The sequence below is a fragment of the Marivita sp. genome (assembly GCF_020055635.1).
Lineage (GTDB): Bacteria > Pseudomonadota > Alphaproteobacteria > Rhodobacterales > Rhodobacteraceae > Marivita.
In genome coordinates this window covers 1-17,244 of sequence record NZ_JAIPUT010000009.1, presented here as the reverse complement: position 1 = coordinate 17,244, position 17,244 = coordinate 1, and the positions used below count along the sequence as shown (strand labels likewise).

The following is a 17,244-nucleotide window of genomic DNA, read 5'->3' as shown; positions in this document are numbered from 1 at the left end:
GCTGTTTTTGATGCGTGTCAAAGAGACATTATCACGCACCTGTTACACTCGGGGCAATCCGAACCACCTGCCCGGGAGTCCCGCATGCCATCATCCCCCACGATCGCCGCCGACACACAGATCAAGGACACGCCGACCGGCGCCCTGAAAGACCTGCCGCCTGCCCGGAACAAGGTCGTCAGCGCGGATGACGTGCGCCGCGCCTTCGAGTCCGGCAAATACCCGTATCGCAACCGCCTGTCGCGCAGGGCCTACGAGGCCGAGAAGGCCGCGCTTCAGGCCGAGTTGCTCAAGGTCCAGCTGTGGGCGCAGGAGACCGGCCAGAAATTCGTGATGATCTTCGAAGGCCGGGACGCGGCGGGGAAGGGCGGCACGATCAAGCGGTTCACCGAGCATCTCAACCCGCGGGCCGCGCGGGTGGTGGCACTGAACAAGCCCACCGATGTGGAGCGCGGCCAGTGGTATTACCAGCGCTATATCGAGCATCTGCCAACCGCGGGGGAAATGGTGCTGTATGACCGGTCGTGGTACAACCGTGCCGGGGTCGAGCGGGTGATGGGCTTTTGCGAACCCAGCGAATACCTCGAATTCATGCGCCAGACGCCCGATTTCGAGCGGATGCTGACGCGCTCGGGCATTCGACTTTACAAGTACTGGTTTTCGGTCACGCAGGCCGAACAGCGCCGCCGCTTTGCCAGCCGCGAGACCGATCCTCTGAAACAGTGGAAGCTGTCGCCCATCGACAAGGCGAGCCTCGACAAGTGGGACGACTACACCGACGCGAAAGAGGCGATGTTCTTCTACAGCGACACCGCCGACGCGCCCTGGACGATCGTCAAGTCCGACGACAAGAAGCGCGCGCGCCTGGAGTGCATGAAGCATTTCCTGTCGACGCTGGACTATCCGGGCAAGGATCATGCCGTGGCCATTCCTTTCGATCCGCTGATCGTCGGCGGGGCCGGGCATGTCATCCACCGGTCCGATCATATCCTTGGCACCTCGCTGCATCCCGAAACGCGCAACGTTCGAAGCTGAGATGTGCGCGAAACCCCGCCACAGGCGGCCGGTTGATCTTGCGTTAAGTACCAGAGGGTTCTACCTCCGGTACATATGATGAAACACGCCTATTGCGCTTTTGCCCTTGCTCTTGTCGCGACGCCCCTGGGGGCGCATCCGCATATCTTTGTCGACACCGCCCTGCGGCTCGAGATCAACGACCGGCTGGAGGTCACGGGCGTCACGGTCACCTGGACCTATGACGATTTCTTCACGCTGCTGATCCTCGAGGATTACGGCCTGGACCCGGATGGCGATGGTGAACTGACGCAGGCCGAACTGGACGAGCTTCACGGCTTCGACCTGATCGAATGGCCGGAAGGGTTCGAGGGTGATCTTTACGTCTATTCCGCCGGTGAAAAGGTCGAGATGCCGCGCCCGCGTCCCATCGGCATTGCGGTCGAGGACGGGTTCATCACCGCCACGCATTTCCGCGAGATCCCGCCCGTGCCGGTCGAGGCCATCGAGATCCTGCAATACGATCCGACCTATTATGTCGCCTATGACGTGTCCCAGGGCGTCAGCCTGACGGACCCGGATTGCACCGCCACGGTGACGGATCCCGATCAGCAGGCGGCGCAGGACGCGGTCGAGAAGGAACTGGCAGGCGGGTCGATGGAAGACATTTTCAACGAAATGCGGGTCGGCATCCATTTCGCCGACACTGTCACCCTCTCATGCGCACAGCCCTCCAACTAGCGGCGCTGGCCGTCGTCGCCCTTGCGGTCTGGCTCTGGGGCTTCGATGGTGCGCGGATGCTGGAACGCTGGGCCGCCGAAGGCCAGCGCATGGCCCAGAGCGGCATGGCCCAAAGCCTGCGCGCGCTGCGGGCGAACGAGCCCGGCGCGATCGGCGCGCTGATGGCGGTCTGCTTCGGCTACGGCTTTTTCCATGCAGTGGGGCCGGGGCATGGCAAGATCCTGATTGCCGGGTACGGCGTGGCCGAACGCGTGGCGCTGACCCGCCTGTCGCTGCTGGCGGTGCTGTCCAGTCTTGCGCAGGCGCTGACCGCGATCCTTGTGGTCTATGCGGGCGTCTGGTTTCTCGGTCTGGGCCGCGAGGCCATGGTGGGCGCGGCCGAGGACTGGTTCGCGCCGGTCAGCTATGCCGCCATTGGCCTGATCGGGCTGTGGCTGGCGCTGCGCGGGGGCCTGCGGCTCTGGCGCGACCAGGCCGTCACGGGAGGGCAGCGCGATCCGCACGACCACGACCACGGTGAAGACACTGTGTGCGGCTCTTGCGGACACGCCCATGCGCCGAGCCCCGAACAGGCGCGGAACGTCCAATCGCTGCGCGATGCGCTGGTGCTGATCGGGGCCATTGCCATCCGGCCCTGCACCGGGGCGCTGTTCCTGCTGATCCTTGCGGTGAGCATGGGGATAGACCTTGCAGGCATCCTTGGCACGCTGGCGATGGGGCTGGGCACCGCCAGTGTCACCCTTGCCGCCGCCATCGGGTCGGTGACGTTCCGCGAAGGCGCGCTGGCGCGCTTTGCCGGTGGGCCGCACACCGCGCGCATCGCCGGGATGATCGAAACCGCGGCGGGGCTGATCATCGCGCTTCTCGCGGCACAGTTCCTGCTTCGCGCGATCTGACGCGACAAAGCGCTTGCCCGTTCTGGACGGTGGCGCTAACGCTCGGCCATGCTTTCCGCGCAGATGTCATACCCGGCCCATGTCAGGGCCATCCTTGTCTTGGGTCTGCCCCTGGTGGGTGGGCACATGGCCCAGATGGGCATCGGCCTGACAGACACGATCATGGTCGGCTGGTACGGGGCCGAGGCGCTGGCCACGGTGACTCTGGCCACGACGCTCTTCATGACGCTGATGCTGGCGGGGTCGGGCTTTGCCTGGGCGGTGATGCCGATGGTCGCCAAGTACCACGCCGAGGACGACGACCAGAGCGTCCGCCGCTCCACGCGGATGGGGCTGTGGCTGTCGGCGCTCTTCTGTGCCGCCGTGTTCCCGCTGCTGTGGTGGTCCGAAGCCCTGCTCCTGATGCTGGGCCAGCTGCCGCAGGTCGCCTCGGAGGCGCAGCTGTACCTGCGGATCCTGGTGTTCGGCCTGCTGCCCGCGCTGGTGACGATGACGCTCAAGAGCTACCTTGCCGCGCTCGAACGCACGCAGGTGGTGTTCTGGGTCACGGCGGTGGCGGTGCCCTTCAACGCCCTTGCCAACTATGCGCTGATCTTCGGCAATTTCGGCTTTCCCGAACTCGGTATCGAGGGCGCGGCGATCGCGTCGCTCAGCACGCATCTCTTCTCGGCTGCGGTGGTCGTCGGCTACATCCTCGCCTTCGTTCCGGAACATTCGCTGTTCCAGCGGATCTGGAAATCGGACTGGGACATGTTCGCCACGGTGTTCCGGCTGGGCTGGCCCATCGGGCTGACCACCCTGTCCGAGGTCGGGCTGTTTGCCGCCTCGGCGATCATGATGGGCTGGCTGGGCACCATTCCGCTGGCTGCGCATGGCATCGCGCTGCAACTGGCGTCGATGACCTTCATGCTGCACCTGGGCCTGTCGAACGCCGCCACGGTGCGCGCGGGCAACGCCTTTGGCCGGCGCGACATGCCGCATCTGGCGCGCGGCGGCGCGGTGGCGCTGACCCTGTCCGCGCTGGTGGCGCTGCTGACGATCGTCCTTTTCGTGAGCCTGCCCGAGCCGCTGATCTCGGTCTTCCTTGATCCCGACGATCCGGCGCGGGCCGACATCATCGCCACCGGGGTGATCCTGCTGGTGCTGGCCGCGCTGTTCCAACTGGTGGATGGCGCGCAGGTGGTGGCGCTGGGCCTTCTGCGCGGTATCCAGGATGCCCGCGTGCCGATGGTGCTGGCGGCGGTGTCCTATTTCGGCGTCGGCCTGCCCGCCGCCTACGTGCTGGGCTTCGGGCTGGGCTGGGGCGGCGCCGGGGTCTGGAGCGGGCTGGTGATCGGATTGGCGGTTGCCGCGGTGCTTCTCAACCACCGCTTCTGGTTTCGCATGATCCCCGGACTCAGCCGTCTTGCGGCCCCTGCGGCCAACGCATAGAAGCGGCCCACATTCGCAGGATCAGGAGAGAGCGACATGGGCTTCAAGGTGGGAATCGTGGGTTTGCCGAACGTGGGCAAGTCGACCCTCTTCAACGCGCTCACCAAGACGGCAGCGGCGCAGGCGGCGAACTTTCCGTTCTGCACGATCGAACCCAATGTCGGTGACGTGGCCGTTCCCGACGCGCGGCTCGACAGGCTTGCCGGGATCGCGAAGTCCAAGCAGACCATCCCGACCCGCATCACCTTTGTCGACATCGCCGGCCTGGTGAAAGGCGCGTCCAAGGGGGAAGGCCTGGGCAACCAGTTCCTGGCCAACATCCGCGAGGTCGACGCCATCGCCCATGTGCTGCGCTGTTTCGAAGACGACGACGTGGTGCATGTCGATGGTCGCGTCGACCCGGTGGCCGATGCCGAAACCATCGAGACCGAGCTGATGCTGGCCGATATCGAAAGCCTCGAGAAACGGCTCCAGAACATCGTCCGCAAGGTGCGTGGCGGCGACAAGGACGCGGTGCAGCAGGAACGCCTGATGCGCGCCGCCCTCGCGGCGCTGGAAGAGGGCAAACCCGCCCGCACCGTGCCCGTCGACGACGAGGACCGCCGCGCCTGGGACATGCTGCAATTGCTGACCACCAAGCCGGTGCTCTACGTGTGCAACGTCTCCGAGGCCGAAGCCGCCGAAGGCAATGCGATGTCCACCGCCGTGGGCGAAATGGCCGCCGCGCAGGGAAACAGCCACGTGGTCATCTCGGCGCAGATTGAAGAAGAGATCAGCCAGCTTGATGCCGAAGAGGCGCAGGAATTCCTGTCGGAAATGGGGCTTGAGGAGCCGGGCCTCGACCGCGTGATCCGCGCCGGATACGAGCTGTTGCAGCTTGAGACCTATTTCACCGTCGGTCCGAAAGAGGCCCGTGCCTGGACCATCACGCGGGGCACCGCCGCGCCGCAGGCCGCCGGCGTGATCCACGGCGATTTCGAGAAAGGCTTCATCCGCGCCGAAACCATCGCCTATGACGACTACGTGACGCTGGGGGGCGAAACCCCGGCCAAGGAAGCCGGCAAGATGCGCGCCGAAGGCAAGGCCTATGTCGTCAAGGACGGCGACGTGCTGCATTTCCTGTTCAATACGTAAGCCGCGAAAAACCCGGGGCGCGGGTGCGCGCGCGGCTTGACGCGCCACCTTTCCGTGCCCGTCCCGACCATGTCGCAAGGATGGGCGCGTGAACATGCGGGCGCGTTTGCTGACCCGCCTTGGCATATCGATGCCGTGCGAGGCGATCAATTCATCGACACGCAGGCAATCCGTGAAGATATCGTAAGATAGCTGTCCTTGCGCCAATGCGAATATCATTGGCATTAAGATATGCTGCGTTCCTATGTGGGTCCCTTTATGTAAATGGCATTGAATTGCCTGAATAGGGAACGCCATGATCTTTGATACTTTCAAGCATGAAAAAATGGCCGTTCTGGTATTCGTGGCGGCTATGGCGCCGCAAATGGCCTATAGTTCAGATGGGAATGAAAACATTCTTGTCATCACAGGTGCGACCAAAGAAAGCCCGGTGGAGCACGCCAAGACTGACGGGAAAGATGCGCAGGTCTTTTCAGGCGGACCAAATGAAGGCATTCTTGTCTATGCGAGTGATAACGGGGCGAACTTGGTGTCGATCCAGAAAGTTGATGGTAGCGGCAATAGCCTGCAAATTCTGCTGGACGGATCGAATGCGCTCAGTTCAGCGCCGAGCTGGCTTCGTGCAACGGCGACTGGATTGCCGCCAAACTCGGTGCTCCAGGATGGCGCAGGGCTGATTTCGAGCCTTTCTATCAGCGGTGCGGAAAACCAGTTCTCGATCAGGCAGATCGGGTCTGCTTCAGACGCGAACCTGCGTGTCGTCGGGCAACGCAACCTGAGTGCAGTGCAGCAAGTCGGTCGCGGCAACAGCGCGTTGGTGACACAGACCGGGCATGGAAATTCCGTGTTGATTTCGCAATAGCGGTCCACCAAAATTCCGCGCGATTTATTCCATGGGCGTCAACCACCCTGGTTCCTTTTCGCAAACACGCGACGCATTAGGGAATTGCCCGGGCGGATGACGTAATACGGCGCAAAAAAAATGTCCGGTGCGTGTCGGATATCCCAAGGGCGACAGTCACCGGACAGTTTCAGGCGGTATTAGTGGGCTAAACGCGTCCCGGCTTGTGATAGACGGTGACCAGATGGTCACATTGTTCGAGCCTATCAGAAGCACGGTGGGCACCGCGCCAGACACTCCCCATGTCGCGAATTTACGGAGGCCCGGTGATCATATCAAACGTTCAAAGGAGAATTGCTGCGGTTATCCGCGTCGTTCATGCCCGAAAGATCTACTCGGATCTTCCGGAAGATTTCAGATGCGTCGAAGAAGGCTGACGTGAAGAGACCGGTGTCGGTTTGGGCCGAGGCGACCTCCATCTGGTTCAGCGCGGCCTGAAGTCCCGGCAGGCCGATGAATGCGGCCGTTCCCGCAGCTTTGTGGATGGCCTGGATAAAGTCGGGCTCGTCGCGCGCTGCGGCGTCAAGAGCACGCCTGATTTCGTCGAAACAGGCATGCAGCCAGCCTTCGAACTCGTCGCGCTCCATGCTTTCGGAGATAAACGAGAGGTTGCCCGACGTGGCGGAAATCACGAATTGATCCTCCGCTTCGATGGCCTCGACAACAGGTAGACTCGGCAAAGAGCCATCTTTCAGCCCATCGATATGGTGCGAGACCTTCTCGCTGAGCTGACCAATCGTCAAAGGTTTGGCGAGCATCTCCTGCATCCCCGAGACCTTGAAGCGTTCCGCGTCCTGGGATGCCAGGTTGGCCGTGATGCCAAGGATCACCGCGTCGCGCGAAAAGCTGCCGGCGCGAATGGCCATGGCGGTTTCGAACCCGTCCAATCCGGGCATCTGGATGTCCATCAGGATCAAGGCAAAGCGCCAGGTATCGGACAGGTCAACGGCGTGTTCTCCGTTCTCGGCGCATTGCACCGAGTAGCCAAGTCGCTCCAGCATCTTTTGCATCAGGATCCGATTTGCCGCGTTATCGTCAACCACCAGGGCGCGGGCGAACGTCTGTGTCCTGTACAACGGGGCCGCATGTTCCTTGGCCTGTGGCTCGATGCGCGTGAGTTGCGGTTTCGGGACCGAAGGCGCGGGGATGTCAAAGCTGAAATGGCTGCCTTCGTTCTTGCGACTGTCCAGATGCAGGATACCGCCCATGCGGACAACCGCGCGCCTTGCAATCCCCAGCCCAAGGCCGCTGCCGGCGTACCTTAGCGCTTCGCCATGGGACACGGTCTGAAAATCCTCGAATGCGCGGTCTTGAACATCCGGGGGGATACCCGGTCCGGTGTCGGAAACCTTTACGGTCAGCCGCCGGCCCGATGCGTCTTCCGGCCCGTAGACCAGGTGGACCTTGACGCTTCCGATCTCGGTGAATTTGACCGCATTGTCGACGAGGTTCGCCACGGCCCGCCGAAACGCTTCCTCGCGGCCCAGGATGCAGCTGTCTCCGCCGTCTTCGGTGATGGTGTAGCCAACCGTCACGTCTTTATGTCGCGCTTTCAGCCGTGCTTGCCCGACAATGAGCTTGGTGACTTCCACGGGGTCGAACGGCTTGAGGGGCGTGGTTTCCGGGGTTCCGGCCTCGTTGCTGCTGATGGCCAGGACATCTTCCACCTGGGCCAGAGCGGCTGCCGCGGAGTCCCGCGCGATCTGCAGGTTTTCGTGATCATCGGGGGACAGGGCATCGCCTTGCAGCAGATCCAGCGACGCGATGACTCCGTGCAGCGGCGTCTTCATTTCATGGCTCATCATGTTCAGGAACCGGCCTTTTGCGGACATCGATTGCAATGCCTTGTCGCGGGCCCGCTTGAGGTCATTCTCGTGCGCGATGATATCTTTCAGATCGCGGACGAACGCGATGATGATGGAGCGACCGAACGTATCCTCGTGCCGTGCAAGCGCGACTTCGGCATTGAACATCCGACCACGGCTGGTCTTCAACTGTGTCCGCAGACGGCTTCGGTTTGCAAGTATGCCAAGGGCGCTTTTCATGAAGGCGGCCGGGTCCGACTTGAAGGCGGTGTGCCTGAGCCGGGGCAGGGCGATGTCGGCCAGTGACTGGCCGACGAGATCGGTGTCGTGACAGTCGAAAATCGTCGCAGCCGCCGAGTTGTAGCTTAGGATCTTGCCTTTCGACGAGAGCAATACGACCCCGTCAAGCGAGGCTTCGACGATGTTCTTGAAGCTGTCCCCGACACGTTTCATGGCCGTCGCGCGGATGCGAAGCTTGATGGCCAACCGAATGGCCAGGATCGCGATCGCGAACAGGACCAAAGCCTGAACGGAAGACAGGGCGATGAACTGCTTGACCGCCATCTCTTCTGTTTGGCGGGTTTCGCTATAGCGGCGGGTCAATTGCATCAATGCACCCGTGGTCACGTCGCGCAGTGTCGGCAGCACTTCCTTGGACAGGGCGAGAATGTCCACAAGCTCTTCCCGGGTCGGGATCTCGATCTGATCTATCAACCCGGCCAGAGCGTCGCGGTGGCCCACGGTACGCGCGATGCCGGTCTGAAGAGCAAGCCCGCCGGGGTCGGCTGCGTCAAACAGGGAGTTGCTCGCGTTGACTGTATCGACACGGCTGTAATAGATGTCGAAAGCGTGACGCAGCGGACGCATGACTGCGGGGGACAATCGGTCGGCGTTGATCGCGTCATGAAGTGCCGTTTCGAAGCGAAAATAATCGACTTCCAATTGCGCGAAAACCCAGGTCCGATTGTCGAGCGACTCCTGCCCTGTCTGGACCATGTTCCTTACGACATGTGAGCCGACAAAGACGGTTGCCCCGACCCCCACGAACAGGAGCAGCAGAATGCTGAACCACAGCCTGGAAGATATCCGTACGTCCTGGTCAGGCCCGCCTTCAGTGAACCGGACCGACAGCTTCACCTGGAGACACGCACGTCTGTGAGCTGCCAGATGCTCAGGGCATAAACCGCTTCTGTCCGGTAGCTCGGGTCCAGATCATAGGGAAAGACAACCCAGAGCGGACCTTTTTCGCGGACCGAGAAAGGTTCGCCATCGATTCGCGTGGCGACGATGGGAACCGTTTCTTCGATCTCTTCCCAAGCCATCCTGACTTCGTATCCGTTCGCCGCGACAAGGTGCACCGTGCTGCCGCTGACATCAGCCGCTCCCAACACGTCGAAGAGCGAGGGCCCTGAGAATGAAAGGTCTCCGACTGTCCATATGGTCGAGGTCGTGAACTCCTGCTGTGGCAAGTCGTCCAGCCGAGCGCGGTCGAAGTTGACCGAACGGCTATCAGCCATGGGTCCATTTGTGGGTGCAACACGGAGAAGGACGTTTTCCTGCGACAAGATGTCGTTTTGGGCCGATGCAACCTGAGCAAGTATTGTAGACGCACCCACGAGAAGAAGGCAGGCGATGATCGTTGTCCAAGTCGGTCTTGTTTTTCTGTGTTCAGTCATATCAAGTGGCTTCTGTTTTGCTCGGCTAAAGGTTGTTTTTCTTGGCCGATAGTTTTCCAACCTTTGATCCAATTCAAGCTATCTTAAGATAGCGAATTGGATCATTTGGAGGAAGCCATGTGCATGCGTTGCGCCAGCCTTCCCCGGGCCGACGTAAAGTATAGACAGCCGTTGTTACAAGAGACCAGTGCTGATCTTCCTTGAAGATTTTTCCCCACCAGAATGAGTGCTTCTCAATCGAGAGGTACCAAAAGCCAGCACACAGAACGAGAAAAAATCAATGCCGACAGACACCAAAGCCGCGACAGCCGCGGCCGAATCCGGTTCCATAAAGGTCCTCATCGCGGATGATCATCAGTTGTTGCTGGATGCGATGGTACGACCGCTGGAAAAATGCGGCTTCGATGTGCATCTGGCCAACAGCTTCTCCTCGGCCTGCGAGCGGATCAGGGCGGATGGACCTTTCGACGTTGTGCTTCTTGATCTGAACATGCCGGGCATGGACGGTTTGTCGACGATCAAATCCATCGTTGCCGAGAATGCCGGCGGCTCGGTAGTTCTTTTTTCCGGCTCCGTCTCGCGTGTGGTTGTGATGAGGGCGCTCGAGGAAGGGGCACGGGGCTTCATCCCGAAATCGGTTTCGCTCAGGTCCCTGGAAAATGCCCTGCGTCTGGTCGCCTCCGGAGAACGTTTCGTGCCCTACAGTTTCTTCGAGACCCCCCAGGACAATCGCGCCAAGCGCGAGCCGGCAAGTGACGCGGCATCAAAACTGAACGAGCGTGAACTCAAGGTGTTGTACGGTGCTTCGATAGGTCAGTCCAACAAGGAGATCGCCCATGACTTGTCGATCTCTGAAGTGACCGTCAAGATGCACATGCGGTCCATATGCACCAAGCTGGGCGCCAAGAACCGCACTCAGGCCGCCATGATTGCAAAGCAGACCCAGATCATCTGAGCGGTCAGGTCAGGCTTTTGGGGCGACGTTCCTGAACAGCGAACCCATGGCGCAGTGCGCAGCCGGCCTGACAAAGACCGTCGAAAAGCAAAACGGGATAACGTTCGAAAACTAATTCCCGCTCCAATAATCGAAAGATACAATTCTTCCGCGACGCAAATAGCGCTAATGTCGTCTCGAATTTGGAGGCGTCATGAACCAATATAGTCCCAAGATGGAACGTTTTTCGGAATTTGAGCAAATTCCGAAAAAGTACGAAAGCGAGATGGACGGTTTCCCGTCGCTTCTTGTCCCGGCTCTATTCGTGGTTTTTGTACCTCTTGGCCTCCTGTTCTGGATTTACCTGCTGGGGAGGCTGTTGGTATGGGTTTTCTGATTTTTGACGACGCTTTTGCCGTAGCCACAGAGAGCAAGCCGCGCCGAATTGACGCCGACGATACAAGAGGCGGGTTCTGGGAAGCCGGAGTGGTTTCTCTGTTCGCAGGTGTCCGCGATACAAGCAGGAAAATTCAATCTCTGTCCACATCCAGACGGCAGTATGAATTGGCGCCTGAATACCGGGTTGCTGATGCAGGTGCGAAAGACAGATATCCCGATCCAGGACGGGTTGGGTCGAGATTTCAGGATATTTCGGAACTCCAGTCGCGCCTGTGGTCAGAAGCAGAGCGCCGGGTATCACCTGATGCAGGTCAAGGCCGCATCTGCGTCATGGGTTTCGACAAGTCGGATAGTGACACCATGATTGCCTATCTGGAAAGCGCGGCACTTTCACCGAACGCGTTCTCTGCCGGTATACACGAGATCCTGGACATTGCGGCCATTCACGAAACGGTTTCCATGCTGGTGGTAAATGGCGACGCCTTTGGCGACTTGTTCAGCGCGGTAGATGCGCTCAAGAGTTTCCGCGAAATCCGACCGCACATGTCGGTTGTACTTGTTTCATCCAAGGTCGCAAGCGACGATCTGAGCGCAGATCGGAAAGCGATTTGCGATGCGACGTTGCGCGCTCCGGTAACCATGGCCCGCCTGCATGTCGCGGTCAAAACCACTGTCGAGAACAAGGATGAACGGACGAGCCAGGCGCAGAAGGAAGTTCCGTCTACGGGCGGAAAGATTCTGATGTTTCGCCGCGGTACAGAGCGTCGAGCGCTTGCAACAAGCTGATCGATCGGCTGTCTTGACGGGGTACCGGACATCTGCGTCCCTCCGGATCATGGACAGGTATCAAGCAAGAACTTGCTTACCAAGGAAGACCGCTGGACGTGGCGCGTTGGCGGATTAACCTTGATGGATGGCGTTGCGGTGGAACCACGATCCAACTGACTCGACCGCAAGGCGGGTGGGACAGGACGGCCAGCCGCAAGGATCAACCGATGGCAATCCTGCCGGATCCGCGGTGTTCGCCCTTGTTTTATGCGGACCGATTGCGCTCGTCGCCCTCCCGAGCCTCTGGTGGGTTGGATACACGTTTCTTCAAGCGGCCCTGTTGACCATCGGCCTGCAACTCCTGGTTTTCCTGATCCTCATGATGATCGGTTTCTACCGAACATCCGGCGACGCTGGGGTCAGTGTGAGTTCGCAGAGAATTCGCGACACGCCAATGGAGGATTTGCAGGTTTGGCGATCCTATTCTTATTCACGGGAAGAAGACGATGCTTTGCGTATCGCGCTGATCGCTCGGAACACGGTGCAAACCCGCAGGATCGCGACGGACCTCGCCCAGCAGGGCTACGACATTCACCACACGACCGACATCGACGCCATGTTCGAGACAGTCCAGACGCGCCCTGTCGATTGGGATTTCATCATCTTCGATCTTGATCTGTTCGATGATCTGGACGCCTGCGTGGACGAGTTGATGGCGTTTCGCCTGGATTGCGCGGATATTCCGGTGCTGTTGCTGTCGCAATCGGTCAAGCAGGATGAATTGTCGGATCATCGTCGAGCCATCGGTGACGCGACCCTGCGCAAGCCGGTATTCCGCAGCCGGTTGCTCGCCGGTATTGACGCCATGAAATCCAATTTCAAGGCAGGGGAATCCGTTTAGGACGCTTGTCAGTCCGGTCTTATTTAGAAAATGTACGGTTCGCCGGTTTATCTGGCGCCTTGTGCACGAGGCCGGGTGGGGACCGGCGGCCAACGAAACACCTTGCCAGGCTACCGAGGTTTCGTGAGTGGTTGGCAAAAGAGGCCTATCGACGAACCGTACCCTGTACTTGTAACCTGTTGCTTCGACAATCGTACACAAGCTTTGGTATAATTGCCCATATCTTTTGATGAAATGCCGTGATTTTCGCCGCGGGTATATGCTGGGCGTGGGTCACGCAGCACGGGCCAAAAGTATTTGAGAATTGCATTAGCTGCATACAAAGTGCTGTCCACAGTGCAATCAATGTCATCTTTAGATAGAGTGAGATTGGCTTTAGATTTGTCGATCCGGATCTGAGCGCGTGTTACCTAAATCCCGGTCGCCGCCACGCATGGCGAAATGGAGTGGACATGAAGCTCCATTTCAGTGCTGCGCTCGGCCATGTGAAAAGGTAAATATAGGAAGAACCTAAATGAAATATCTAAATGTTACTTCGGCACTGGCGCTCTGCTTGGCCGCTTCTGGCGCATTGGCTCAGGATTCGGCGAATACGCAGTCGGCAACTGCGGGGGTTGCACTCATGGCTCCTCAGGACACCGGCTTCCTGTTTGGCGCGACCGTCGGCGTGAACGGCGTGGGCTCTGCCGCAGCCAGCGTCGCGGAAAGCGCGTCTGTGCACGGCTTCACCGGCTACGCGTCATCGGGAACAGCATCCGACCGGTCCGTAAGCGATGCTGGTGTTCTGGGCACGTTCACGTTCGACCGTGCGGTCACGGTGAACGGCTCACTCGTGGGGACCGGCACCGCCGTATCCGAAGGTATGGCAACAGGTGCGTCCGGCTTCGTCGGTTCTGCTTTCGGCACTGGCGAATTCGGCAACACGACGTCCGATGGTTCCGGAAACACAACGGCAGCAACCTCTTCCTCCAACGTCGAGAGTGAAGCGGCCATGACCGGTAGCGTTTCGACGCGAGCGAACCTGCAGTTGAACGGCGCCGAAACCCGCTTTGCCGCAGCAAACGGAACCACGCTGTCCGAGAGCAATGAAGGTTTCGCCTACAGCGCGTTGACGTCGGATTCGAGCACTGGCGGGATCACCATCAATCCGCTCATTCTTACGGGTCAGGACGATGCGACCATTGAGGCTTATGAAAAGTTCACCGGTCTCGGTGTCCCCGCAGATCAGGAAGACGGCGTTGCATTCGCGATGGATTCCGAGTTGGGCGGCCCGATCGACCTGTCGATCGCGAACGCCGGCGGCGGTTCGGTGGCTCTGAGTGCTCAGTCCGGTGGCTTCTTCAACGGTGGCTCGTCCGCCTTTGGTGACTTCGAGTTCGGCACAACCACCGACGGCGCCAACTAACAAGGTCTGTCCGACCTGCTTCAGGCATTGGCCCCGGCCGCGTCGTGCAAACCCACCCGGTCGGGTGTCAGAAGGTCGCCTGCAAGGGCGGCCTTCATCACTGATTTCACTGCCAACAGAAAGAAAGGCTTTTCATGTCCCTCACGCTTGCCCGCACGGTCCGGACGATTGCTGTCGCACTCGTCCTCGGCACGGGATCGACCATTCCCATGGCGCAAGCGCAGGAAAACCCGCCACGGAACGTGGGGTCCCCGAACGCGGATGCCAATGTGGACATCGAGAGCCAGAACGAAGTCAACAACGACGCCAACTCGCAATCGGGTGGTAACGTCTTCGACTTTTCCAGCAGCTCTCGCAACACGCCGCCGGCGCCGTCGGTTGGTGCTTTCGGGGGCGGATCCTGTGTCGGCCCGGGTCATGCGATGTCGGGCTCTGCCCCGGGGTTTTCGCTCGGCTACGGCCAGTCCTTGGAGGACGAATCCTGCCAGCGGCGCAACTGGGTGCAGACCTTGATCGGCGCGGCGCAGCACATGCCGGAACAGGAGGCGAACGCCCTGAAGAAAGCCGCCATCGAGATCATGATGCAGGACAAATATGCCGGCGAGGCTTTTCGCGCACTGGGCTACGAAAGCGCAAAAGAGCGCCGCGAGAAAGCACAGGAGTCGCAACCCGCCAGGCCGGCTGACCGCAGTCGGGCTCAAGCCGCCGAGACACGGTCCGCCCCGTCGAAAACGAACGGCAAGCTTGCCGGCAGCTGCACCGCGGTCATTCCGCGCGGAGCGCCCGCCGCCATGGCCCGCCTTCTCAAGGCGCAGGGATGCCGCCCCGAGGTGCAGTGATGCGACATTGTCTGGTCTCGGTTTCGTTGGTTGTATGGTCTGTCGTCACGGCGGCCGCAGATCCCGTAGCGGCACCTGTGACCTCTTTTCCGCCAATGGTCGAAGGTTTCGAGCCCGCGATGGCCCGGATTGAAGCGCGGGTTCGTCAGTTTGCCGGTTCGGGGGGCGTGGTCGAACACTACATCGCGCCTTACGAACCGATGATCCTGCCTGATCCTCAATACCTGATCGAGTTTAACAGGACCCTCGCAGTTTACTGGACCGAACGCGTCGACGAGGCCGTGGACGATTTCATCGAAGCACAAGCTGTCCAGGCCAGCCCTGTGTCCATGGCGCCCCCGGCCTTCATCGGCTGGAACCCGGCAGATGTGGTTCCGGGACCGTCGGAAACAGTTCCGACACAAGAGGGTTCCGGTTTGCCAGGCGATCGGGCCGCCAGTCGGTCGACCGCCACGATACACCGAGAAACCGCGTTCGCCCCCGATGTTTCCGAAGCACCCGGACCCGAAACGGAGTCCGGTTTTTTCGGCGAACAGTGACTGGGCACGCAAAAAACAAAACCGAATTGGAGCAAACGTTGAAGAATATCGCCCTCTGCACGGCCACTCTCGCCGCCATGTCCTTGTCCGCCTGCGTGGACGGAGCTCAATCCAAACTACAGCCTCGGCCCGGATACAGCCTTGCCTTTTCACCGGACAAGATTACCCCCGGTGTTGTTGAGTGTCGCGTGCTGAATGTCGATCTTGCCCGCGCGGTTCCCGGATGCAAGGACCACGGCGCCATCGTCGACCAGCAGACATATGACACTGAAAAACTGGACGAACAGGAAATCTGGATGTCACGGGTGCCGGTCTCCTGCGGTTGGCTACGTTCGGAAAACGCGACGGTCATGGATTTTCCGGACTGTTTCGTCTGGGTTGAGCTCGCCGAAGCGAACCTAACGGGCGACGCGGCGGCATTCCCGTCGCTCCCGCCAGCGCCACCGGCGGACGAGTCCACCGAACAGGATGCGTCGAATTCTGCCGGAGACAACCGCGTCAGCGCGTCCAGCCGCACCGACCCCGAGGGTGAAAGCCATTCGGCGTCCAGTCAAACGGGCAGCGTGAGTACCGCCGCTACCTCCTCTTCCAATCGGGACGGGACCGGTTCCTTTTCGGTGGACAACGGCCACACCACGATGTCGGGCACTTTTTCTGCCGATGGATCGGTCGAAAACGTCTCGTTCAGTGAGAGCAAAAGCGGGTCGAACTCGAAATGAGGAAAAAGATCTTGTATAAAGTCGCGGCCGCCGTCGGGCTTGCAGCGGCGCTCGGAGGATGCGCGCCGCAGATGACCAAGCTCGAGCGCGAGGTTGCCTCCAAAGATGTTCCGACCGCCATGTTCGTCTTCTTCCAAAAGGACAGCGTGGTCCCGGTTGAGGGATCCGAGGAGGTCTTTGACCAGACGGCCGCCGTGCTGAGCGTATTCGACAATATCGGCGTGAAGGTGGTGGCCCATAGGGCCAGCGACGAACGCAAGAAAATTGAGGGTCTTCCCTTGGATGAGGCGAGGGTCCGAATTCTGATGGGCCACCTGTCGGAACGCGGTGTCGCAGACAAGGTTGTCTCGGCCATCTCGCAGGGGAACAAGGAAAGCATGGCTGCGGCGGCCGGCGGAGATCGCGCAGTCGATCGCCGAGGCGAGTTGATTTTCGGCCTCGTGCCGGGAGGCTGAAAGTGGTTGGAACTAGATGGTTGGCAATGAACGAGGACCAGTGCGGGTCATCGATCCGTAGCTGTGATCGAGGATGAAAAGATTTGCTAGATTATTGCCACCGCCCAACTCCTTCCTGCCGGTTGGTGCCAATTTCGACGACAAACCCGAAAAAAGACCCCAGTAAGATTAGCAAGCCCCTTACCGAATGTGTTGTAAAAAATCTTCGGTTGGCCAGACTTTGGCCAACCTTTCTCTTAAAACCCGATTTGAAACTAATTGTGTGAGTTCAGCAGGTTGTGCTTCTGTTCGGTTGCAAAGCTGAACGGAGATCACGATGGCCTGGACCGAACTCACCCGCCGCCAACATGACCGAGTGGGCGACAAGTATGCAAGCGAGCTGACAGACCCCGAATGGGCACTGATCGCGCCCTTCATGCCAGCACCCAAGTCCACGGGCAGGCTACCGAAACTATTGGCGGCCTGACGAAAGGGGTAGCCCAGACCAGGTCCGCTGCCTCGAAGTTCCGCAGTCAAACCGTGATAGCAGGAACAGCGTCCTTCCAACCGACTTCTTCAGCATCCTGTTCTCATGATCGCTGTCAAGCCTTTGGTTCATGGCAAATAATCCGGCGGCGCCGGGCACTGCGTGATGTAGATGCGCAAGGTTGGAGACGGAACTGAGACGACGGTTGAGCAAGCTCTCAT

General features: G+C 60.1%; 17 protein-coding genes and 1 pseudogene. 16 read left to right on the top strand and 2 right to left on the bottom strand.

Features of this window, described 5'->3' with window-relative positions; all coding sequences use genetic code 11:
- Nucleotides 1–84 precede the first annotated feature (84 nt).
- From ppk2 to LCF60_RS06590, 6 genes are all read left to right on the top strand, one after another.
- The gene (gene ppk2 / locus LCF60_RS06615; protein WP_292290573.1) at nt 85–1,035 is read left to right on the top strand and encodes a polyphosphate kinase 2; all 951 of its coding nucleotides are present in this window, start codon (nt 85–87) and stop codon (nt 1,033–1,035) included.
- Nucleotides 1,036–1,113: 78 nt separating this feature from the next.
- Complete coding sequence (locus tag LCF60_RS06610; RefSeq protein WP_292290571.1) at nt 1,114–1,755, top strand: DUF1007 family protein; 642 nt, start codon at nt 1,114–1,116, stop codon at nt 1,753–1,755.
- Nucleotides 1,734–2,651 carry a hypothetical protein gene (locus tag LCF60_RS06605; protein ID WP_292290570.1) on the top strand — a complete coding sequence of 306 codons (918 nt, stop codon included), beginning with the start codon at nt 1,734–1,736 and terminating at the stop codon, nt 2,649–2,651. The genes LCF60_RS06610 and LCF60_RS06605 overlap by 22 nt, the downstream gene beginning before the upstream one ends.
- A gap of 48 nt (nt 2,652–2,699) precedes the next feature.
- The gene (locus LCF60_RS06600) at nt 2,700–4,082 is read left to right on the top strand and encodes an MATE family efflux transporter (RefSeq protein WP_292290569.1); all 1,383 of its coding nucleotides are present in this window, start codon (nt 2,700–2,702) and stop codon (nt 4,080–4,082) included.
- 36 nt (nt 4,083–4,118) lie between these two features.
- Nucleotides 4,119–5,216 (top strand): redox-regulated ATPase YchF, encoded by a 1,098-nt coding sequence (gene ychF, locus LCF60_RS06595; protein WP_292290567.1) that lies wholly within the window; start codon nt 4,119–4,121, stop codon nt 5,214–5,216.
- A gap of 295 nt (nt 5,217–5,511) precedes the next feature.
- Nucleotides 5,512–6,078 (top strand): hypothetical protein, encoded by a 567-nt coding sequence (locus tag LCF60_RS06590; protein WP_292290565.1) that lies wholly within the window; start codon nt 5,512–5,514, stop codon nt 6,076–6,078.
- A 314-nt stretch (nt 6,079–6,392) separates the two neighbouring features.
- On the opposite strand, the gene LCF60_RS06585 is transcribed toward LCF60_RS06590, so the two are convergent.
- Together LCF60_RS06585 and LCF60_RS06580 are read right to left on the bottom strand one after the other, a co-directional pair.
- Nucleotides 6,393–8,918 (bottom strand): ATP-binding protein, encoded by a 2,526-nt coding sequence (locus tag LCF60_RS06585; RefSeq protein WP_292290564.1) that lies wholly within the window; start codon nt 8,916–8,918, stop codon nt 6,393–6,395.
- 137 nt (nt 8,919–9,055) lie between these two features.
- A complete protein-coding gene (locus tag LCF60_RS06580; protein ID WP_292290562.1) occupies nt 9,056–9,439 on the bottom strand; it encodes an oxidoreductase in 384 nt (127 codons plus the stop codon).
- A 439-nt stretch (nt 9,440–9,878) separates the two neighbouring features.
- Here LCF60_RS06580 and LCF60_RS06575 point away from each other — a divergent pair, with 439 nt between their 5' ends.
- The 10 genes and pseudogenes from LCF60_RS06575 to LCF60_RS06530 all read left to right on the top strand — a co-directional run.
- Nucleotides 9,879–10,553, top strand: coding sequence for a response regulator transcription factor (locus tag LCF60_RS06575; protein ID WP_292290561.1), 675 nt, complete (start codon nt 9,879–9,881; stop codon nt 10,551–10,553).
- A gap of 214 nt (nt 10,554–10,767) precedes the next feature.
- Nucleotides 10,768–10,929, top strand: coding sequence for a hypothetical protein (locus LCF60_RS06570; protein ID WP_292290560.1), 162 nt, complete (start codon nt 10,768–10,770; stop codon nt 10,927–10,929).
- Nucleotides 10,917–11,717 (top strand): hypothetical protein, encoded by an 801-nt coding sequence (locus LCF60_RS06565; RefSeq protein WP_292290558.1) that lies wholly within the window; start codon nt 10,917–10,919, stop codon nt 11,715–11,717. Before LCF60_RS06570 ends, LCF60_RS06565 begins: the two co-directional genes overlap by 13 nt.
- Before the next feature lie 322 nt (nt 11,718–12,039).
- Nucleotides 12,040–12,600: a hypothetical protein gene (locus tag LCF60_RS06560; RefSeq protein WP_292290557.1), complete on the top strand. Its 561-nt coding sequence runs from the start codon at nt 12,040–12,042 to the stop codon at nt 12,598–12,600.
- A 514-nt stretch (nt 12,601–13,114) separates the two neighbouring features.
- Nucleotides 13,115–14,005 carry a hypothetical protein gene (locus LCF60_RS06555; RefSeq protein WP_292290555.1) on the top strand — a complete coding sequence of 297 codons (891 nt, stop codon included), beginning with the start codon at nt 13,115–13,117 and terminating at the stop codon, nt 14,003–14,005.
- Nucleotides 14,006–14,139: 134 nt separating this feature from the next.
- Nucleotides 14,140–14,844, top strand: a complete 705-nt coding sequence (locus LCF60_RS06550) for a hypothetical protein (RefSeq protein ID WP_292290554.1) — start codon at nt 14,140–14,142, stop codon at nt 14,842–14,844.
- Nucleotides 14,845–14,963: 119 nt separating this feature from the next.
- Nucleotides 14,964–15,383, top strand: coding sequence for a hypothetical protein (locus LCF60_RS06545; protein ID WP_292290553.1), 420 nt, complete (start codon nt 14,964–14,966; stop codon nt 15,381–15,383).
- Between the two features lie 38 nt (nt 15,384–15,421).
- Nucleotides 15,422–16,102 (top strand): hypothetical protein, encoded by a 681-nt coding sequence (locus LCF60_RS06540; RefSeq protein WP_292290552.1) that lies wholly within the window; start codon nt 15,422–15,424, stop codon nt 16,100–16,102.
- An 11-nt stretch (nt 16,103–16,113) separates the two neighbouring features.
- Entirely contained in the window at nt 16,114–16,557 is a 444-nt protein-coding gene (locus LCF60_RS06535; protein ID WP_292290551.1) for a hypothetical protein, read from the top strand.
- A 316-nt stretch (nt 16,558–16,873) separates the two neighbouring features.
- Nucleotides 16,874–16,999: pseudogene (locus LCF60_RS06530) on the top strand (IS5/IS1182 family transposase); the annotation flags it as partial.
- Nucleotides 17,000–17,244: the final 245 nt, after the last annotated feature.